Annotated in this window: 21 protein-coding genes; 5 read left to right on the top strand and 16 right to left on the bottom strand. The window is 65.4% G+C overall.

Features of this window, described 5'->3' with window-relative positions:
* Positions 1–62 precede the first annotated feature (62 nt).
* The 13 genes from H8F01_RS16065 to H8F01_RS16005 form a co-directional block, all read right to left on the bottom strand.
* Positions 63–1328: a glutamate-5-semialdehyde dehydrogenase gene (locus H8F01_RS16065; protein WP_187056072.1), complete on the bottom strand. Its 1266-nt coding sequence runs from the start codon at positions 1326–1328 to the stop codon at positions 63–65.
* On the bottom strand, positions 1325–2500 hold the full coding sequence (proB, locus tag H8F01_RS16060; protein ID WP_187056071.1) for a glutamate 5-kinase: 1176 nt from the start codon (positions 2498–2500) through the stop codon (positions 1325–1327). Before proB ends, H8F01_RS16065 begins: the two co-directional genes overlap by 4 nt.
* Positions 2497–2856, bottom strand: a complete 360-nt coding sequence (locus H8F01_RS16055) for a cupin domain-containing protein (RefSeq protein ID WP_187056070.1) — start codon at positions 2854–2856, stop codon at positions 2497–2499. Before H8F01_RS16055 ends, proB begins: the two co-directional genes overlap by 4 nt.
* Before the next feature lie 12 nt (positions 2857–2868).
* A complete protein-coding gene (gene argH, locus H8F01_RS16050) occupies positions 2869–4164 on the bottom strand; it encodes an argininosuccinate lyase (protein WP_187056069.1) in 1296 nt (431 codons plus the stop codon).
* Between the two features lie 103 nt (positions 4165–4267).
* Positions 4268–5221, bottom strand: coding sequence for an N-acetyl-gamma-glutamyl-phosphate reductase (argC, locus tag H8F01_RS16045; RefSeq protein ID WP_187056068.1), 954 nt, complete (start codon positions 5219–5221; stop codon positions 4268–4270).
* Positions 5222–5224: 3 nt separating this feature from the next.
* Entirely contained in the window at positions 5225–6490 is a 1266-nt protein-coding gene (locus H8F01_RS16040; RefSeq protein WP_238481266.1) for an acetylglutamate kinase, read from the bottom strand.
* 56 nt (positions 6491–6546) lie between these two features.
* Positions 6547–7641, bottom strand: coding sequence for an acetylornithine deacetylase (locus H8F01_RS16035; protein WP_187056066.1), 1095 nt, complete (start codon positions 7639–7641; stop codon positions 6547–6549).
* A 37-nt stretch (positions 7642–7678) separates the two neighbouring features.
* On the bottom strand, positions 7679–8113 hold the full coding sequence (locus tag H8F01_RS16030) for a GNAT family N-acetyltransferase (protein WP_187056065.1): 435 nt from the start codon (positions 8111–8113) through the stop codon (positions 7679–7681).
* Positions 8114–8135: 22 nt separating this feature from the next.
* Positions 8136–9329: an argininosuccinate synthase gene (locus H8F01_RS16025; RefSeq protein ID WP_187056064.1), complete on the bottom strand. Its 1194-nt coding sequence runs from the start codon at positions 9327–9329 to the stop codon at positions 8136–8138.
* Between the two features lie 41 nt (positions 9330–9370).
* Positions 9371–9850 carry an OsmC family protein gene (locus H8F01_RS16020; protein ID WP_187056063.1) on the bottom strand — a complete coding sequence of 160 codons (480 nt, stop codon included), beginning with the start codon at positions 9848–9850 and terminating at the stop codon, positions 9371–9373.
* Positions 9847–10467: an FMN-binding negative transcriptional regulator gene (locus H8F01_RS16015; RefSeq protein ID WP_187056062.1), complete on the bottom strand. Its 621-nt coding sequence runs from the start codon at positions 10465–10467 to the stop codon at positions 9847–9849. The genes H8F01_RS16020 and H8F01_RS16015 overlap by 4 nt, the downstream gene beginning before the upstream one ends.
* Before the next feature lie 2 nt (positions 10468–10469).
* On the bottom strand, positions 10470–11477 hold the full coding sequence (locus H8F01_RS16010; RefSeq protein WP_187056061.1) for an N-acetylornithine carbamoyltransferase: 1008 nt from the start codon (positions 11475–11477) through the stop codon (positions 10470–10472).
* A gap of 325 nt (positions 11478–11802) precedes the next feature.
* Positions 11803–12345 (bottom strand): glycine zipper 2TM domain-containing protein, encoded by a 543-nt coding sequence (locus tag H8F01_RS16005; RefSeq protein ID WP_187056060.1) that lies wholly within the window; start codon positions 12343–12345, stop codon positions 11803–11805.
* 254 nt (positions 12346–12599) lie between these two features.
* Here H8F01_RS16005 and cysS point away from each other — a divergent pair, with 254 nt between their 5' ends.
* Both cysS and H8F01_RS15995 read left to right on the top strand, forming a co-directional pair.
* Entirely contained in the window at positions 12600–13979 is a 1380-nt protein-coding gene (cysS, locus tag H8F01_RS16000; protein WP_187056059.1) for a cysteine--tRNA ligase, read from the top strand.
* Between the two features lie 625 nt (positions 13980–14604).
* Complete coding sequence (locus H8F01_RS15995; protein WP_187056058.1) at positions 14605–15039, top strand: SufE family protein; 435 nt, start codon at positions 14605–14607, stop codon at positions 15037–15039.
* A gap of 81 nt (positions 15040–15120) precedes the next feature.
* Here H8F01_RS15995 and dksA read toward each other — a convergent pair whose 3' ends face one another.
* On the bottom strand, positions 15121–16230 hold the full coding sequence (gene dksA, locus H8F01_RS15990) for an RNA polymerase-binding protein DksA (protein WP_187056057.1): 1110 nt from the start codon (positions 16228–16230) through the stop codon (positions 15121–15123).
* Between the two features lie 102 nt (positions 16231–16332).
* Between dksA and yidD the strand changes: the two genes are divergently transcribed.
* Genes yidD through H8F01_RS15975 form a run of 3 tightly spaced genes read left to right on the top strand, consistent with a single transcriptional unit; the run spans position 16333 to position 18765 of the window.
* Positions 16333–16617, top strand: a complete 285-nt coding sequence (gene yidD, locus H8F01_RS15985) for a membrane protein insertion efficiency factor YidD (RefSeq protein ID WP_425490120.1) — start codon at positions 16333–16335, stop codon at positions 16615–16617.
* Positions 16607–17944 (top strand): dihydroorotase, encoded by a 1338-nt coding sequence (locus tag H8F01_RS15980; protein ID WP_187056055.1) that lies wholly within the window; start codon positions 16607–16609, stop codon positions 17942–17944. The genes yidD and H8F01_RS15980 overlap by 11 nt, the downstream gene beginning before the upstream one ends.
* A complete protein-coding gene (locus tag H8F01_RS15975; protein WP_187056054.1) occupies positions 17941–18765 on the top strand; it encodes a M23 family metallopeptidase in 825 nt (274 codons plus the stop codon). Before H8F01_RS15980 ends, H8F01_RS15975 begins: the two co-directional genes overlap by 4 nt.
* 21 nt (positions 18766–18786) lie before the next feature.
* On the opposite strand, the gene H8F01_RS15970 is transcribed toward H8F01_RS15975, so the two are convergent.
* Together H8F01_RS15970 and folE2 are read right to left on the bottom strand one after the other, a co-directional pair.
* Positions 18787–19257: a YbaY family lipoprotein gene (locus H8F01_RS15970; RefSeq protein WP_187056053.1), complete on the bottom strand. Its 471-nt coding sequence runs from the start codon at positions 19255–19257 to the stop codon at positions 18787–18789.
* A 71-nt stretch (positions 19258–19328) separates the two neighbouring features.
* Positions 19329–20282 carry a GTP cyclohydrolase FolE2 gene (gene folE2 / locus H8F01_RS15965; RefSeq protein ID WP_187056052.1) on the bottom strand — a complete coding sequence of 318 codons (954 nt, stop codon included), beginning with the start codon at positions 20280–20282 and terminating at the stop codon, positions 19329–19331.
* Positions 20283–20295: the final 13 nt, after the last annotated feature.

Raw genomic sequence — 20295 nt, 5'->3', positions numbered from 1 at the left:
CGCTGGCCCGATCGCGCACAGGGTGCGCTCCTACAAAAGCCGCACCACGAAGGGTGGCGTCCTCAACCGATGCGGCTTTCCTGATGCCGCACCTGCCCTCTCCCGCGCACCACGTAGCGCTCGATGGTCAGCGATTCCGCACCCATGGGCCCGTAGGCATGCAGTCGCGTGGTGGAGATGCCGATCTCTGCACCCAGCCCGAGCTGGCTGCCATCGGAGAAACGAGAGGACGCATTGACCATCACCACCGCCGAGCGCAATGACTGCACGAAGCGCTGCGCGGCCGCCTCATCGCTGGTGGCGATGACTTCCGTGTGATCCGAACCGTAACGACGAATATGGGCAATGGCTTCACCCAGGCCATCGACCACGCGCACGGCAATGATCAGGTCCAGGAATTCGGCGGCGTAGTCGTCATCGGTGGCCATGCTGGCGTCCGGCACGAGCTCGCGGGTGGCCTCGTCGCCGCGCAGGTCCACGCCACGCTCGCGCAGTGCCGCTGCGGCACGCGGCAGGAATTCCGCGGCGACATCGCGATGGATCAGCACGGTTTCAAGTGCGTTGCACACCCCGGGTCGCGAAGCCTTGCCATCGACCAGCAGGTTCAGCGCCAGCGTGAGGTCCGCCGAACCATCCACGTACAAGTGGCATACGCCCTTGTAGTGCTTGATCACGGGTACGCGCGCGTGCTCGGTCACGAACCGAATCAGCCCTTCGCCGCCGCGAGGAATGGCCAGATCCACGATGTCGCTCAGTTGCAGCAGCTCCACCATGGTGTCGCGACGCAGGTCGTCCACCACGGTGACCGCGGCGGCGGGTAATCCGTGGGCGTGCAGCGCCTCGTGAAGTGCCGCTGCGATCGCACGATTGGATTCGACCGCTTCGGAGCCGCCACGCAGGATCACCGCATTGCCCGCCATCAGGCACAGCGCGGCAGCGTCCGCGGTTACGTTGGGGCGAGCCTCGTAGATCATCGCCACCACGCCCAGCGGAATGCGCACGCGCTCGACCACCACGCCGTTGGCCAGCGTATCGCGATGCGTGACCACGCCGACCGGGTCGGGCAGCGCAGCCACGTCGCGCAGGCCATCGGCCATCGCCCTGATGCGCGATTCATCCAGGCGAAGCCGGTCGAGCATCGCGCCATGCACGCCCTTTCCTGCCGCGTGCTGCATGTCCTTCGCGTTGGCCGCGAGGATGTCGTCTTCGTGGCGCTCCAGCGCCGCCGCCATGTCGGCCAGCAACGCGCGCTTGGCCGTGCTGTCCAGCATGGCCAATAGCGGGGCCGCATCGCGGCATGCCAGGGCCTGCGAACGAATGTCGCTCATGCGTCGATCTCTCCCGTCGTTTCGATATCCGCCAGCGTGGCGAGATCGTCCCGGTGCACGATCTCCGAACCGTAGCTGTAACCCAGCACGGCTTCGATATCGCGGCTGTGTCGCCCCGCCAGGCGCCTCACTTCGCCATCGCCGTACTGGCACAGGCCACGCGCCACCGGATGTCCGGCGGCATCGACGATCTCCACTAGGTCGCCGCGATGAAACTCGCCACTGACGTCGCGAACGCCGCCCGGGAGCAGCGAAGCACGACCGCCGGTGAGCGCGCGCACCGCGCCCTCATCCACGTGGATGCGTCCCGGTGCGGCAGGTGCGTGGCGCAGCCAGTATTTGCGGGCCTGCATGCGACTGCGGGCGACGGCGAAATAGGTGCCGCGGAGCCGGCCGTGGACAAGCGCCCGTGCCGCGTCCTCGTTCCGGCCGCTGAACAGCGCGGTGGGCACGCCGGCCGCGGCTGCCTTGGCCGCAGCCTCCAGCTTGGTGCGCATGCCACCCGTGCCGACGCTGCTGCCGCTGCCCCCGGCCATGGCCAGCACCTCGGGCGTGAGCGCCTCCACTCGCCCCAACGGCACGGCCGTGGGGTCGCGACGCGGGTCGGCGGTGTAGAGCGCGTCAATGTCCGAGGCGATCAGCAGCAGGTCGGCATCGACCAGCGCCGCGACGATGGCGGCAAGGTTGTCGTTGTCGCCCAGCTTCAGCTCGTCGACGGCCACCGTGTCGTTCTCGTTCACCACAGGCAACACGTCCAGCGCGAGCAGTTCACGCAAGGTGGCACGGGCATTGAGGTAACGCCGGCGATTGCGCAGGTCGTCATGGGTCAGCAGCACCTGCGCCACTGGCCGCGGGCTCAGCGACTGCCAGAGCGCGATCATCGGCGCCTGTCCCAGTGCGGCCAGCGCCTGCCGGGCCGCCAGATCGCCACCGCTGGGAGCATGGGCCCGCAACTGAGCACGCCCTGCGGCCACCGCACCGGACGACACCAGCACGACCTGCCGGCCGGCATCGCGGCTGGCCTGGATGAAACCCGCCAGCGCCTTGGCGTAGTGCGGCGTGAGGCCGCCACCGTCAGCGGCCAGCAGGTTACTGCCCACCTTCAGCACGGCGCGGCGCCAGGCTGGCAGCGCCTGTTCGGGAATGGCTTGCGCCTGCATCGCACCGCTCATGGCTGCGGCTCCGGCGGAGCGTCGATGCGATCCCCATGGCTGCGTGGCGAGGACACCACCAGCATCCGCGCGTCGCCCTGGCTGTCGTTGCGCACCTGATGGGCCGTGCCCGGAGGTACGTGCAAGCCACACCCCGCAGCGACCCGATGGGTGACCCCTTCGAGCTCGATGGTCAGCTCGCCTTCCAGTACACGGAAGAACTGGCGGGACCGCGCATGCCGGTGGCGGGCTTCCCACGTGCCCGGCGGCATGCGCTCCTCGATGATGCTGAGGTCGTCGCCGGCCAGCAAATGCCAGCCATCGCACCCCTGACCCCATGTGTAATGTTCGGCATTCCCCGTACTGACGGTCCCCATGCCTTTCACCGTTTAGCCGTCCAGACGGCTGAGTCTATCGCGCAATTCATCCAGGCGCAGGTCATGGCCAGATCCGGGCGACACGCGGGCCGCCAGGCTGGCCTCGGGCGTGCGCCCTTCGCCCGCGGAAGCCGCCGCATCGGCAGCCGCGCGGTAGGCGTCACGGAACGGCACACCTGCCGCGGCCTGCTCGATCGCCACGTCGGTGGCGTACATGGCCGGCTCGATGGCGGCGCGCATGGCCGGCTCGTTCCACTCCATGCGGGCCAGCAGGTCTGGCACCAGCTCCAGCGCGGCCAGGCCATGCCGGCAGCCATGGAACAGCGAGCCCTTGGAGAACTGAAGGTCGCGCTGATAGCCCGACGGCAACGACAGCAGCTGCTCGATCTCGGTGCGGGCAGCAGCCACGCTGGCGTAGCTGGCGCGCAGCAGTTCTACCACGTCCGGGTTGCGCTTGTTCGGCATGATGGAGCTGCCGGTGGTGTATTCGCTCGGCAGCTTCACGAAATTGAATTCCGCCGTGGTGAACAGCGAGAGATCCCAGGCGAGGCGGCGCACGTCCAGCAGCGCGGCGGCAATGGCTTCAAGCACAGCCATTTCGAACTTGCCACGCGACAGCTGCGCGTAGATCGGCGATACCTGCATGCGGGCAAAGCCCAGCGCCTGCGTGGTGTGCTCGCGATCCAGCTTCAGGTTCACGCCATAACCGGCAGCCGTGCCCAGCGGGTTGGCATCAATGAGCAAGGCGGTCTGCTTCGCCCGCAGCGTGTTGTCGATGAACGCCTCGGCGAAACCGGCGAACCACATGCCAGTAGAGGACACCACCGCGCGTTGCAGGTGCGTGTACCCCGGCAGCGGCACGGCCGGCTGGGCGGCGCGATCGAGGCAGACCTTGGCAATGGCGCGGGAATACTGCTCCAGCGCAGCCAGCTGCTCCTTCAGCCACAGGCGCGTGGCCACCAGAATCTGGTCATTGCGGCTGCGGCCCGTGTGCACGCGACGCCCCGCATCGCCCAGGCGCTCGGTCAGGCGCGCCTCGATGGCCGAGTGGCCGTCTTCATAGCGGTCGTCCAGCACGAAGTTGCCGGCACGGAAATCATCCGCCAGCACGTCCAGCTCGCGCTTGAGCGCGGCGGCCTCGTCGGCGCTCACCACGCCGATATTCGCCAGACCTTCCACATGGGCCTTGCTGGCGGTGATGTCGTGCAGGAAGAACTCGCGGTCCAGCACCACGTCGTCGCCGGCGAGGAACGCCATGATGCGCGCGTCGATCTTGATGTTGGATTTTTGCCAGAGAGGCTGAGCCATAACAAATCCTTGGAAAATAGAAGACAGAAGTGAGGAACGAGAGAGAGCCGGTGCATGCGCGCCCTTCTCTCGCCACTCACTCTTCTCAACTCACTTCTCGCTCTTAAACCGGAATCGCGGTGTATTCGTCCACGCCAATGGCGCGATTGATGTTCTGCATGGCCTGCGTCGCTGCGCCCTTGAGCAGGTTGTCGAGCGTCGCCACCACCACCACGCGCTTGCCGTCGTTGGACACGGCGAAACCGCCGATATCCACGTGGTGCTTGTGCGCGATATGGCTAACCCAGGGTGCCTCATCCACCACGTGCACCAGCTTCTCGCCCTCGTAGGCACCCTTGAAGCGGTTGACGATGTCTTCGCGCTTCACCTGGCGGGCCAGATAGAGGTTGGTGGTGACCGTGAGGCCACGGAAATGCGGCGCCACGTGCGGCATGAATTCCACCGGCACATTGAGGTGGCGGCTGGCCTCTTTCTCGTGCATGTGGCCGGTGAGCGAATACGGCATCAGGTTGTCGCGCAGCTTTTCCGGATCGTTCTTGTCGGACGGGGTGGTACCCGCACCCGAGTAGCCGGACACGCCGAAGCTCACCGGCGGCGCCGCCAGCAGGTCCTTCAGCGGCGCGATGGACAGCTGGATCGCCGTGGCATAGCAACCCGGATTGCTGATGCGCTTTTCGCCACGCCACAACTGACGGGTCAGCTCCGGCAGGCCGTAGTACCACTTCTCGTTGAAGCGATAGTCGGCCGACAGGTCGACGACCAGCGTGTCGGGCTTGGCCTTGTCGATGGCTTCCACGTACGGCGCAGCCTTGCCGTTCGGCAGCGCGAGCACCACCACGTCGGCGCCCTGCGCCGCCACGGCATCGGCGTCGAGGCTGGCGTAGCGCAGTTCGCTGGGGAAACCGTCCACGTGGTCGGCCACGCGCTGGCCATCCAGCTCACGCGAAGAGACAAAAGACAGTTCCAGCGCCGGATGCGCGGCCACCAGGCGGATGAGCTCCGCACCGGTATGGCCACGGGCGCCGACAATGCCGATGCGATGTTTTGTCGTGCTCATGGGTCAGTCCACCAGGGTCGGCAGGCGCTGCGCGCAATGCGCGACGCAGCTGGCGATCGTGTCGAAGTCTTCGATGCCGTACCAGAACACTTTCCAGCGCGGCTGCTTGAGACAGCCATCCGATTCGGCGTAGTAGAAATGGTTGACGGCGTTGCCGTGGCGCGAACGCCAGAACAGCTGCGGATTCTCCTCGCGCATCACCTGCCATACGGCACGGCCAAGGCCTTCGCCCTGCGCGTCGTCGAGCACGGCGAACTTGTCCAGGTACGGCAGGCCGTCTTCCATGGTAAGGATCATCGCGGTGCGATAGTTTTCACTTACGTACACGCGGAATGGCGTGGTGCGCTCGAAGTAATCGGGCACCAGCGAGCGACCGAAGCTGGATTCGATCAGCTCGCGCATGCGCGCCTGGTCGATGCCCTCCCACGACTCGAAGCGCTTCACCTTTTCGCCACGACGCACCAGCGTGCCCGACCCCTTGTGGGTGAACAGCTCCTTGGCCAGTTCCGACGGCTTGGTGATCGACACCGACGAGGTCAGCGGCAGGTCGCCCAGCAGGTCCGCGATCTGTTCGATCTTCAGGCGCATGCCGCCGTTGATCCAGGGCTGCGACATCAGGTGGTCGAACTCGGTGCTCAGGTTGATCGAGTCGATGATGTTGCCCTTGTCGTCCAGCAGGCCGCCGGTGCCGGTAAGGAACACGATCTTGTACGGCTGCAGCACGCGCACCAGTTCATTGGCGGCGAAGTCGGCGTTGACGTTGAGGATCTGACCCTCTTCCGTTTCGCCCAGGCTGGCAATCACCGGAATGGAGCCGGCACGCAGGCTGGCTTCGATCGGTGCCAGGTTGATGCTGCTGACCTTGCCGACCAGACCATAGGTATCGCGGTCCAGATAGCTGGCCGTGAACACGCCAGACGGCACGGACGTGGCACGCGTATCCATGGTCTGCAGCGCCTCGACCAGGCGCAGGTTCTGCTCCTGGAACACCTTGCGCACGATGGCCAGCGCCTTGGGCGTGGTCACGCGCAGGCCATTCACCGTGTGCTTCTCGATGCCGGCGGCCGAGAGCTCCTCGTCCAGCTGCGGACCCGCGCCGTGCAGCACGATCGGGGTCAGGCCCACCTGCTGCAGGAAGGTCAGCGACGAAGTCAGTGCCGGCAGGTCATCGCGCAGCACCGCGCCACCGACCTTGACCACGGCGAAGCGCTTGGCGTCGAGCTGCGAGAAGCGCTTGAGGTATTGCTGGATCTCCTTCGCGCTCCCCATGCTCGAAAGCAGGCGCACGATGGTTTTCCGGGTGTGCTTGTGGGCTTCCACGTTGTTCAACTCTTGTCGATGATGCGGTAAATGGTGTCGGCGTAATGCTTCAGCTGATCGAGCGAGACCCACTCGTCGGCGGTGTGCGCCTGCGCGATATCGCCGGGGCCGTACACGAAGCTGATGTAGCCGGCGGCGGAGAACAGCGCCGCCTCGGTCCAGAAGTCCACGGCATTGCCAATGGGAATGTTGAGTTCGTCAGCCAGGTCACGCGCGGCGAGGCGGCGTGCTTCGGCAGTGGCGGTGTCGCCGGCCGGCAGCGAATCGCCATGGAACAGTTCTTCGAACGACACCGGATGCGGCTCGACCAGCGTGCGGAAGGTTTCCAGCAACTGGGCAGGCGCCATGGTCGGCAACGGGCGGAAGCCAAAACGGACCTCCGCCGACGGGGCGATCATGTTCGCCTTGATGCCGCCATCCACACGACCGATGTTGAAGCGCAGGCCGGTCAGGCCACCGAAACGCTCGTGCGCCAGCTTCTCCACGTGATCCAGCGCGGCCGCGCCCCAGCGCACCGCCTGGTGCACGGCGCTGTCGCTGGGCTTCTGCTCGCCCGACGCGTGACCGGCCTGACCCTTGAAGCGCATGTGCACGGAGTGGATGCCGCGATGTGCGAGCACCGCCTCACCCTTGGTGGGCTCGGCCACGATAATCGCGTCGTAAGCGGGCTTGTCCTTCAGGAACCCGGCGATGCAGCGCGGATCGTTGGCTTCCTCGTCGGTGGACAGCAGCAGCGCCATGTCACCCTTGGTGACATTGGCCACGGCCACCAGCGCGGCGGCAGCACCCTTGATGTCGCAGGCACCCAGGCCGATGGCGCGGTCTTCGGTCACGCGCAGTTCGTGCGGGCTGGCCGTCCAGTGCGGGGAATCGGGCACCGTATCCAGATGCACGTTGAACAGCACCTTCGGCTTGCCGCGCACGGCGTAAAGCGTCACGGCACCCGCGCCGTAGTCGGTCACGGTGACGTCGAAGCCCGGCAGGTTGTCCCGCAGGTAATCGAAAATGCCACCGGTGCCGATCTCACGTGGCGGATTGCGCGTGTCGTAGCTGACCAGCGCGCGAAGATGTCGAAGGGTGTCGTCCAGTAATGCGCTCATGAGGTCCGTCGTAGAAAGTGCATCGACGGCTCCGTAATCACGGAGCCGATTGATAAATGCCGGGCCGATAGATTTCCATCAGCGTGTCCGGGCGGACAGGCGTGGTGAAGCCATGGCGTGCGTAAAGCTCGTGTGCGTCGAAGGTGGCCAGGGTGAACCGGCGCAGCCCCTGCAGATGGGGATGCGACATCACCGCATCCACCACGCACTTGCCATAGCCCTTGCCGCGATGGGCTGGGAGCACGAACACGTCGACAAGATTGGCGAAGGTGGCGAAGTCGGAAATGACCCGCGCGAACGCCACCTGGCCGCTGCCCACGTAGCCGCCGAAACACAGCGAATGCTCGATGGAACGACGCACCGTCGACAACGAAATCCCCTGCGCCCAGCTTGAGCCGGTCGAAAGGAAATCATGGATCAGCGCGAGGTCGAGCTGATCCTTGTCCGTGGAAATGTGCAGATTGTCGCCCATCGTGCCGCGCTCCTTCCGTCGCTCAGCTGCGGTTGATTTCCGCCCACAGGGTGCTGCTCATGCCGAACAGCTTGATGAAGCCCTCGGCCTCTTCCACGCCCCAGTCGGCCGACTGCGCGTAGGTCGCGCCCTTGGCATTGAGGATGTGCGGCGAACGCACTTCCACCGCCGTCACCTGCGCGCCCGAGGTTTCCAGCACCACTTCGCCATTGACCGTGCTCTGGCTGGAGGTCAGGTAGGCCTCCAGGTCGGTCTTGATCGGATCGTGGAAGAAACCTTCGTACACCACTTCCACCCACTTGCGTGCCACGTCCGGCTTGAAGCGGTTCTGCTGCTTGGTCAGCACGGCTTCTTCCAGCGCACGATGCGCGGTGAGCAGGGAAATCAGGCCCGGCGCTTCATACACGATGCGGCCCTTGAGGCCGATGGTGGTGTCGCCGGTGTACATGCCACGGCCCACGCCGTACGGCGCGAACAGCTCGTTGAGCTTGGCCAGCAGCTTGGCGCCCGGCAGCTTTTCGCCATTGAGCGACACGGCTTCGCCCTTCTCGAAGCCCACGGTGACCGACAGCTTCTCGGACGGCCATTCGGAACGCGGCTTGCACCAGCCACGCGCACCTTCACCCGGCGTCTTCCAGTGGTCGATCTCGCCACCGGAAAGGGTCACGCCCAGCAGGTTCTCGTTGATGGTGTAGCTCTTCTGCTTGGCGCGCACATCGAAGCCGCGCTCTTCCAGATAGGCCTGCTCGTAGGCGCGGGTCTGGGTGTGTTCCTTCTGGATCTCGCGGATCGGCGCCACGATCTGGTAGTCGCCCAGCGCCTTCACGGCCAGGTCGAAACGCACCTGGTCGTTGCCCATGCCGGTGCAGCCGTGCGCGATGGCCTTGGTGCCCAGCTCCTTGGCGCGGGCAATGGCGGCATCCACGATCAGGTAGCGGTCGGACACCAGCAGCGGGTACTGGCCCTGATAGGCCTCGCCCGCCTGCACGAAGGGCTTCACGAAACCGTTCCAGATCGCCGGGCCGCCGTCGACCGTGACATGGCTGGCCACGCCCAGTTCCTTGGCGCGCTGCTCAATGTAGGCGCGCTCCTCGGCATCCACGCCGCCGGTATCAGCGAAGACGGTGTGCACGGCCCAGCCGCGTTCCTTGAGGTAAGGCACGCAGAAACTGGTGTCGAGGCCACCGGAGAAGGCGAGAACGATGTCTTTGCTCATGACTTGCGGATCCTGAAATGGATGGCTAAACGGATAAATGACTAGATAGATTCAACCACGATACGCGGCTCCACGCGCACCGGGAAGTTCACGGAATTGGCAATGAAACAGCCATGGTGCGCGGGTTCGTGCGCTGCCTCGGCCTTGGCCGGGTCGCTGTCGGCGCTGATGGTGACCACTGGATGCAGCACCACCTCGGTGAAATGGCCGCCATGGACGTCCGTTTCCATCGCGCCCTCGGCGCTGTCCGCATAGGTGGTCACCACCACGCCCGCCAGTACCGCCTGGTGCAGGTAGGACAGCATGTGGCAGGTGGAAAGCGCCGTCACCAGCATGTCTTCAGGGTTGTGCTTGCTGGCGTCGCCGCGAAACATCGGGTCGGACGAACCCTCCAGCGTGGGCTTGCCCGCGATGCGGATCTCGTGGCCGCGACCATAACCCTGATAGGTCTTGGTTCCGGTTCCCTGATTGCCCGTCCAGGTGACGTCGACCTGGTAGCGGTGTTGATGCGTATGGCTCACGACCTGCCCTCTTGTTGTGACATGAGTTCCGCCAACTCGGCATCGCCGCGACCGGCGCGTTCGCCCAGGCCGGCACGCACGCCTGCCCGATTGGCGGCCGGGTGGTTCTGGCTTAGCTTGAACTTGCCTTCGATGCGGTCGATGGAGATCTCCAGCCCGACGATGGCGCGCAGCATCTTCTCGACTTGGTCTTCCGGCGCATCGGACACCTGCCACGGCACCGGCTGCCCGGCCTCATGGCGATCGGTCAGGCGATCCAGCAGCTGGCGCAGCCAGGCGGCATCGCGGGTGGTGCGCAGGCGACCATGCACATGCACCACCGCGTAGTTCCAGGTGGGCACTTCGCGATGGGTTTCGTGCTTGCTCGGGTACCAGTTCGGGCTGATATAGCCGTCCGGACCGCGGAAGATCACCAACACCTCGGCGCCATCCATGCGCGCCAGCTCGTTGCCGCCCGCCACGTGCCCATGCAGCTGGCCATCAACCAGCTCCAGCGGCAGATGATTGGCGGCAAGTCCGCCTTCCCCGCCCGTCACCACGGTGGCGAACGGGTACGCGCGCATCAGCGCGTGCAGCGTTTCGCCGTCAGCCTCCTTGAAGTGCGCGGGCTGGTACATGGTCAGCGCTGGCCGATCAGCGAGGCCATCACGGCCTTCTGCACATGCAGGCGGTTTTCCGCTTCATCGATGGCGATGCAGGCAGGCGAATCCATCACGGCGTCGGTTGCCTTGACGTTGCGGCGCAGCGGCAGGCAGTGACTGAAAAGCCCGTTGTTGGTCAGCGCCATCTTGGCCTCGTCCACGATGAAGTGCTTGTTGGCCTCGCGGATGGGCTTTTCCTGTTCCCAGCGACCGAAGAACGGCAGCGCGCCCCAGCTCTTGGCATAGACCACGTCCGCGCCGCGATAAGCCTCTTCGATGTCGTGGCTCACCTTGAGCGAACCGCCGTTCTCCTTCGCGTTCTGGTAACCGAATTGCATGTAGCGATCGTCCAGCACGTAGTCGGGCGTGGGGCACAGCAAGGTCACGTCCATGCCCATCTTGGTGGCGATGAGCAACGCGGAGTTGGCCACGGCCGTGTTGAGCGGCTTGGGGTGGTACGTCCAGGTGAGCACGTATTTCTTGTTCTGCAGGTTGCCCAGGTGCTCCTTCAGTGCCAGCGCGTGGGCCAGCTCCTGGCACGGATGGGTGATGGTTTCCATGTTGATCACCGGCACCGTGGCGTACTTGGCGAACGCCTTGATGACGTTGTCCTCGCGATCCACCGCCCAGTCCTGGAACTTGGGAAAGGCGCGCACGGCAATCAGGTCCACGTAACGCGACAGCACGCGCGCCACTTCGGCGATGTGCTCTTCCGTATCGCCGTCCATCACGGTGCCGGCTTCAAACTCGATCGGCCACGCGTCCTTGCCCGGCGCCAGCACGATGGCGTGGCCGCCCATATGGAAGGCACCCAGCTCGAAGCTGGTGCGCGTACGCATGGAGGGATTGAAGAACATCAGCGCCACCGACTTGCCGGCCAGCTGCTGGCCACGGGGAGAGCGCTTGAAGGCCGCGGCTTCATCGAGCAGTGCGTCGATCTCGGCGCGGCTGTAATCCTGGGTGGTCAGAAAGTGGCGAAGCGTCATGGTGGAAGTTGCCTTTGTCGAAATTCAAATCCCGGAAACAAAAAAACCCGGCTGTAGGCCGGGTTTTGTCGTCTATGCACGTTAAACGCGTGCGACAGCCTACCCGGCCAATTGGCGGAGCAGCGGTCGGCGAGCACGCGACGTCATCCCAGCGGCCATGCGGGCGCTAGTGAGGACAGTGGCGGTATAGACGGCTGCGGACATGGACGTTCCGGTAGGTTGAACACCCATCATGACGGGAATTTCGCTGCCATGCAACAAGAAACGATCCAAAAGGCAAGCCCCGGCAGCAGATCGCCGCCCGAAGGCGGCGATCTGGCGAATCTCAGTCGGCGGGAGAAACGCTCACCCGCACGCGCAGGCGCTCGCCGGGGTCGTAGTTGAGCCGGGACAGGTACACCTCGCCCCGGTAACGGTATTCCACGTCGTAGCCCATGATCCGGCGCTGCTCGCTGACCTCGCTGACCTGGCGGCAATGGGTTTCGGTGCTGGCGTACTCGCCACCACCCGACTGGGTCACCCCATTGCCCACCGCCCCGCCGGCCACTGCGCCGGCCACCGTCGCCGCGGTACGGCCATTGCCCTTGCCCACCGTGCTGCCCAGCACACCGCCCACGACGGCACCCAGAATGGTGCCGGCCGTCGAGCCCTGGCTCGGAGCCTGGCGCACCACCTGCTGGTCATAGCATTCCTGGCGCGGCACTTCGGTGCGTGCCACGCCATAGACGGGATCGACGCGCAACACATCCGCCCATCCATAGTGGGTGTTGTTGTCGTCATTTTGCTGATTCGGGTACCGCGCATCCTGCGCAAACACGCCGGTGGTCACCAGGGACAGCACCAGCGCGGGGAACAACCACTTGGTCATTACGACCTCCGCTAGGAGCAACTACGGGCGCATCTGTGCACCTCTAGCATCCATTCCACCAAATTCACACTGAATCAACGCTTAGAGAATCGGCTTACGCCCGCCCCTTGTTGGTCGACATTCGTCGCCCGTGCCGCCCTGCCCACCCGGTCGTCCACGGGAGCCGTCGCCTGCGGCCCGCCCCTTGCCTTGTTAAGATGCGCGACTGGCCCGCGCCGCCCGGCGCCGGCCCCACCGTCCGGACCACCTGACCGATGCCGATTTCGCTGCACAACAACCTGACGCGCCGCGTGGAAGCGTTCGCCCCGCTCGACCCCAACCGGGTCACCATGTATCTGTGCGGGCCAACGGTCTACAACTACGTGCACATCGGCAACGCGCGCGGCCCGGTGGTGTTCGACGTGCTGGCCAAACTGCTGCGCCGCCATTACCCGAACGTGGTCTACGCCCGCAACATCACCGACGTCGACGACAAGATCAATGCCGCCGCCCAGCAGTTGGGCGTGGGCATCGAAACCATCACCACCAGCTACGCCCAGGCTTACCGGGAAGACATGGCGGGGCTGGGCATTGCCCCGCCGGACGTGGAACCCCTTGCCACCGCGCACATCCCCCAGATCATCGCCATGATCGAGCGCCTGATCGCCGGCGGCCACGCCTACGCCGCCGAAGGCCACGTGCTGTTCGAGGTGGATTCGTACCCGGCCTATGGCGAGCTGTCCGGGCGCGACCCGGAAGAACTGCTGGCTGGCGCCCGCGTGGAGGTGGCCCCGTACAAGAAGAGTCCCGGCGACTTCGTGCTGTGGAAGCCGTCCACGCCGGAACTCCCCGGCTGGGACAGCCCCTGGGGCCGCGGCCGTCCGGGCTGGCACATCGAGTGCTCGGCCATGAGCGAAGCCCACCTGGGCGACACCATCGACATTCACGCCGGCGGCGTCGACCTGCAGTTTCCGCACCACGAGAACGAGATCGCCCAGTCCACCTGCGCGCACGGTGGCAAGGTGTTCGCGCGCTTCTGGCTGCACAACGGCATGCTCACCTTCAGCGGCCGCAAGATGTCCAAGTCGCTGGGCAACGTGATGCTGGTGCACGAACTGCTGAAGGAGCACCCGGCCGAAGCCCTGCGCCTGCTGCTGCTGCGCGGCCACTACCGCCAGCCGCTGGACTGGTCCGATGGCGCCATCACCCAGTCCATCAGCACCCTCGACGGCTGGTACCGCGTGCTGCGCGATCTGGTCGATGTGGAAGTGGACACCGCCAACCTGCCCATTCCGGCCACCGTTGAAGCGGCGCTGTGCGACGACCTGAACACCCCGCAGGCCCTGGCCGAACTGTCCCAGCTGGCCGATGAAGCCCGCCAGTCCGGCAGCGCCGAAGCCAAGGCCGCCCTGCTTGGCGCCGGCGCCGTGCTGGGCCTGCTGCAGCAGGATCCGGAAAGCTGGTTCAAGCAGGCCGGCGGCGCGGCCACCGAAGTGGACGAAGCCCGCATCGAAGCCTTGCTGGAAGAGCGCCGCGCCGCACGTGCAGGGAAGGATTTCAAGCGCGCCGATGCCATTCGTGAAGAACTGACTGCGATGGGTATTGCGATTGAGGATGGTGCGCAGGGGACGCGGTGGAGTGTGATCAAGGGTTGAGCCGCGGGGCGCCGCCGGTGTGCGGCAATCTGGCGGAGCGGTATCGGCGCGGCGCTGCGGTCGCGCACAAGGTGCGCTCCTACAGTGAGTTTCCCGCAACGTTCAAAGCCCGTTCTTTCTCGCCTCAGTGCACACCCCAGTCCTCTCCCGAACGGGAGAGGACGAGCGACAGGTGATGTTCAACGTGAACACCCAAGTGGCAAGGAAGGAGGTGCCGCCCTGCGGCACGACGCTCGGCGTTAAGTCCTCTCCGCTTCGGCGCGTTGCGAAGCGCATTGCAGTACCCGCTGTGTAGAGGCGGAGGTTGCCAAGCAACAACGATCCTCAGCCGTTCGGGCTTTTCCTAACGGCATGCTGCGAGCCTTTAAGGCCATTTCTTTGGGTTACTTTTCTTTGGGCCAGCAAAGAAAAGTGACTCGGCCTTCGGCAGAAGGTCGAAACGCCCCCGCGGCGTAAGCGGCCCGATCGCGGAAACGCGCGAGACCAAAGGCCAAGAACAAAGTCACTGGATCCCAGCCTTCGCTGGGATGACGGCATTGATGAAGCGGCGACGCACGCCCCCCCTTTTCCAGATAGGAAAAGAAAGCAAAAGGCGCCCCACCCCCAAACGCGCGATAATCCCCCCATGAATGCCATCGCCCACCTGAGCGCCGACCAGGCGCAGCAAGAAATCGTCGACGAATTTGCCTTCTTTGGAGACTGGACCGAGCGCTACCAGTACCTGATCGACCTGGGCAAGCAACTGCCCGAGTTTCCGGACGATCTGAAAATCGAGGACTACCGCGTCCACGGTTGCCAGTCGATGGTGTGGCTGGTGCCCAGCGGCAATGCCGACAAGCTGCATTTCCAGGCCACCAGCGACTCCGCCATCGTCTCGGGCCTGATCGCACTGGTGCTTCGCGTGTATTCGGACCGCTCGGCGCGCGACATCGTCGCCACCGATCCACGCTTCATCGAGGCCATCGGCCTGGCCAAGCACCTTTCGCCCACCCGCTCCAACGGCCTTGCCGCCATGCTGGCGAAGATCAAGGCGTACGCGGCGGCCATGCTGAAAGCCTGATCGCCGGACGGGTCGCAGAAACACAAAGCCCCGTGCAGGACGGGGCTTTGGTTCAAGCGGCAGGCAGCATGAAGCTCGCCGTCAGTCGCCCATCTGCTTCTGCAGATGTTCGCGACGCTCCTGCGCATCGAGCGATAGGGTGGCGATCGGACGGGCGTCGAGGCGCTCCAGGCCGATTTCCTCGTCGGTCTCTTCGCAGTAACCGTAGCGACCTTCTTCGATGCGACGCAGCGCCTTGTCGATCTTGGAGATCAGCTTGCGGTAGCGGTCACGCGTGCGCAGTTCCAGCGAGTTTTCGGTCTCGCGGGTGGCGCGCTCGGCCTCGTCGCCCACGTCACGCACTTCGTCACGCAGGTTTTCCATGGTCTGACGGGATTCTTCCACCAACTGCTCGCGCCATTCGCGCAGCTTGTTGCGGAAGTACGCCAGATGCTTGGGGTTCATGTACTCCTCGTCGTTCGAGGAAGGACGGTAACCCTTGGGCAGGTCGATCAGCGTGGTGGAAGGCAGCGCATAGCGACCGTCTTCGCGGGTGATGCCATTGTCGAGAGTTGCGGATTTGTTCATCGAGGACTGCTGGGCTTTCTGAGATTTAATGGGGGTATGTCGCGCGGTCGCGCTGGCTACCTTGCCCGCAAGGGCCGAGGAAGCCGGCTTGGCCGGCGCCGCGGGGGGAACCGGGGCTGCCTTGACCGGGGCCGGCGTCGCCTGCCGCGCAGCCACAGGCTGCTTGGCGGGGACGGCCTTGGCCGCCGGCTTGGCGGGTGCAGCCTTGGGGGCTGCGGCCTTCGCCGGTGCCGCCGCCGGCTTTACCGGCTTGGCCACTGGCTTGGGCGGCTGTTTCTTGGCGGGCGCCGCAACTTTCTTGGCGACCGGCTTCTCTATCTTCTTGGCCACGACCGGTTTCTTGGCCGGTGCCGGTTTCTTGGCCTGGGGCTTGGGGGCTGCCTTCTTGGCGACGCTCTTGGCCGGGGCCTTGGCGACAACCTTCTTGGCGGCGGGCTTCTTGGCGGCGGCAACCTTCTTCACCGGCGCCTTCTTGGCAGCCGGTTTCTTGGCAGCAACGGCCTTGGCCGGAGCCGCACTGCGGCTGGCAGCGGCCTTCTTGACTGCCTTGACGTCTTTCACCTTGCCGGCAGTCTTTCCCTTCTGCGGCTTGGTGGCTGTCGCACTACGCGTCGTTTTCGCCATATCCCTTCACCATTTTTGGCCTTGGCGGCCGGGTGTTATAGCCCATGCGGCTTACACCGGCAACCTCGCTTCTGGAATACTTGTGACACTACATGCCGCAAGCTGTTTCGGCAGCGTCAAACCGTCGTGACCCGACTGATACTTTTACTGCTCGGCTTCTACAAGCGCTGGCTAAGCCCCCTGCTGGGTCAGCGCTGCCGTTTCCATCCCAGCTGTTCCGATTATGCACGGATTGCCGTCGTGCGCTTTGGTCCGCTCAAAGGTGGCGCGCTCGCCGGCTGGCGCCTGCTACGGTGCCAGCCCCTGTGCGAGGGGGGTGAGGACCCTGTCCCCGGGCATTTTACCTTCCGCCGTTGCCACTCCCAAGGAAAACCCCATGTCCACTGACTGGCTGATCAAGAACGCCGAACTGGTCAATGAAGGCCGCCGGTTCCACGCCGACGTCCGCGTGAAGCAAGGGCGCATCGACGCCATTGCCGGCGACCTTGACGCCCGCCCCGGTGAGCAGGTGGTCGATGCCAGCGGCCTCTGGCTGCTCCCCGGCATGATCGACGACCAAGTGCATTTCCGTGAACCCGGCCTGACGCAGAAGGCCGACATCGCCCACGAATCGCGCGCCTGCGCCGCCGGCGGCATCACCAGCTACATGGAGATGCCCAACACCAAGCCGCCCGCCCTGGACCGCGAGACACTGGAAGCCAAGTACGCACGCGCGGCCGACGTGTCGGCCGTCAACTACGCGTTCTACATGGGCGCCAGCAACGACAACCTCGAAGCCATCAAGCGCCTCGACCCGCTGGCAGCCCCGGGCGTCAAGGTTTTCATGGGCGCCTCCACCGGCAACATGCTGGTGGACAACCCCGAGGTGCTGGACGGCATCTTCAAGTACGCGCCGACGCCGATCATCACGCACTGCGAAGACACGCCGATGATCGATATCAACCTGGCCAAGGCCCACGAGAAATACGGCGACGACATCCCGCCCCGCGAGCATCCGCTGATCCGCTCGCGCGAGGCCTGCATCAAGTCCACCCGCCTTGCCATCGAGCTGGCCAAGCGCCACAACAGCCGCCTGCACGTGCTGCATATCTCCACCGCGGACGAGCTGGCGCTGTTCCAGCCGGGCCCGCTCAAGGGCAAGCGCATCACCGCGGAAACCTGCGTGCACTTCCTGCACTTCGACGACCGCGACTACGAACGTCTCGGCTTCCTGATCAAATGCAACCCGGCGATCAAGACGTCCGCCGACCGCGAGGCGATCATCAAGGCGCTGGCCGAAGGCCGACTGGACGTGCTCGCCACCGACCACGCGCCGCACCTGCTGGAAGAAAAGGGCCAGCTGTACGACAAGGCACCCGGCGGCCTGCCGCTGGTGCAGTTCGCCCTGCAGGCCGCCCTGCAGCGCGTATTCGACGGCCAGCTGACGCTGGAACGCGTGGTGGAAGCGGTGACGCACGCGCCGGCCACGCTGTTCGACGTGAAGGATCGCGGCTACCTGCGCGAGGGCTATGCCGCCGATCTCGTGCTGGTGGACCCGAAAAAGCCGCACACCGTGACCCGCGAGGAAGTGCTCTCCAAGTGCGGCTGGTCGCCGTTCGAGGGCACCACCTTCAACAGCTCCATCGTGTCCACCTTCGTCAACGGCCAGCGCGTGTGGGACGGCAAGAGCGTGGACCAGAGCGTGCGTGGCCAACGCCTGGCCTTCGCCCGATGAGGAAACGGGCAAGGGCGGGCGCCCTGCTCGCCCTATGCCTGGCTGCACTGCCCGTGGCGGCGGCATCACTGCCGCCCAGCGTGTCGCAGGGCGGACTGGTGGCGACCATCGTGCCGGACGGCTCCACCGCCACCGTCAACGGCAAGAACGTGCGCGTGGGCGCCGACGGCATGCTCGTGTTTGGTGCGGGCCGCGATGAAAAGGGGCCGATCACCGTGGTGCTCAACCTGCCCGGTGGCCAGCGCGAAACGACGCGTATCGACGTGACACCACGCGACTGGCCGATGGAGCGCGTCAACGGCGTGCCGCCCAAGACGGTGAACCCGCCGCCGGACATCGCCGCGCGCATCCAGCGCGAGCAGGCGGACGTGGCTGCCGCGCGCAAGCGGGACGACGATCGCGAAGGTTTTTCGCGCGGCTTCATCTGGCCGGTGGTCGGCCGCATCTCCGGCCGCTTTGGCAGCCAGCGCATCTTCAACGGCACGCCGAAATCGCCCCACCCGGGCATGGATATCGCCGTGCCCCAGGGCACACCGGTCAAGGCGCCGGCCGATGGCGTGGTCACGTTTGCCAAGCCGGACCTCTACCTCACCGGCGGCACCGTGCTGATCGATCACGGATTCGGCCTGAGCTCCAACTTCCTGCACCTGTCACGCATCGACGTGAAGGTCGGGCAATCCGTGCAGCAAGGCGACGTGATCGGCGCCGCCGGCATGACCGGACGCGCCACCGGGCCGCATGTGCACTGGGGCTTCAACTGGTTCGAGGTGCGACTGGATCCGATGCTGCTGCCCGGTATCGCAGGCACCAGCCCGCACTGAGCGGGCCACGCAAGAACGCGCTTACGGCACGGCCTTGAGCGTGATGCTCACCGGGCCGTTCTCGCTGGAACGCCCCAGCACGCTGGTGCGCGTGTCGTTGATGGCGAGCAGCTTCTCGCCCTGCTGCAGGCGCACGTTGATGGCGAAATCCACGCCGTCGCGCAGGTCAGCCGGGTCGTAGCTCAGCATGAAGTCCACCGGCGAAGGCCCGACGGGCTGAATGCGCTCTTCGGAGACGGTACGCGCCGCGACATCCTGACGACTCACGTCGGCCAGCGTCACGATGAGCACGGCATCGGCGGGTACGGCATTGGGCAGGTCGTAACGCACGTCGCCGATCATGGTCTTCATCAAGGCCTGATGCACCGGCGCGGCGGGCGCGCTCGTCGTGGTCGACTCGGGAGTCGCCGCCTGCTTGTGGTGGAACGGAAGCCACGAGCACGCGGACAGCGCGAGCACGCCAGCAACCAGCAAGGGAAGACGGAACGACATGCGGTTCTCCAGACGATGAAAGCCCGCTCACGGGCTCCCATCATGCTAACAGGCAGTGACGGCGTACGGGCTCAGGCGCAGCCCTTGCCGGCATAACCACCTTCGACGCCCTTGCTCGCATACGCCACGGCGTCATGCGGATGCAGGCTTTCCTGGTGCTCCACGCGGATGTGGAAATCACTCAGCGCCTTGTCCACGTCCAGTGCCTTCTGGATACGGCGCGCGGCGTCTTCACAGAACATCAGGTTGCCGCCATTGGCGAGCGCGAAGGCCTGTTCGTCCTCGCGTTTCACAGCGGTCTGCACCGGCGTGCCCAGGGCCTGTTCGGTGACGTTGATCAGGTCGATCAGGTTGAACGCAGCACCTTCGCTCGGACGCACGCGCAGGCGCGCCACGCTGCGCTGTGCATGCGGCGTGGCAACGATGCCCTTCTCGCTGCCCAGCCACGCGAACACGGCGGCGTGATCCACGGGCTTGCCGGCGTCGAAGTCCTTGGCGAACTGGTCCTGGATCAGCTGGCGCGACAGCGCCGCGGACGCCGGACAGGTGGAGGAGTAGACGATTTCCGTGCCGAACTCGAGCAGGAACTCGTCACCTACCATGCTCGCTTCGATGGTGACGGGATACGAGCGCCAGCCGCTGTTCGCACTGCGCAGGGCGGGACGACGCACCAGATGCTCGAAGCGGATACTGAGGCAGGCGCGGTCGGAGAGATCCTTGTGCGAGTCCAGGAAGCCGCGCAGCAGGTCGCGCAGGGTATCCGTGCTCAGCGTCTGCGTGCTCAGCGCCTGCTCCACCTGGAGGTAGAGGCGCGACATGTGGATGCCACGCTTGTCCGGGCGACGCAGGTTGACGAAGGCGCCGACGCGCGCACTGGCGCGCTGCACGTCACCATCGCCGGCGTCGAAGCGCACCGGCACTTCGATGCCGTCCATGCCGACCCAATCCAGCTCGCCGACAAGATGCGGCTGGGCGTGGACTGCCACGTCGGGCAGCAGGCGGGCGGTGTTTTCCTCGGTGTACATGGGGTGAATCCTG

Source organism: Dyella telluris, from assembly GCF_014297575.1.
Lineage (GTDB): Bacteria > Pseudomonadota > Gammaproteobacteria > Xanthomonadales > Rhodanobacteraceae > Dyella > Dyella telluris.
The sequence above is the reverse complement of the archived record's forward strand: the minus strand, read 5'-3'. Positions and strand labels throughout refer to the sequence as shown.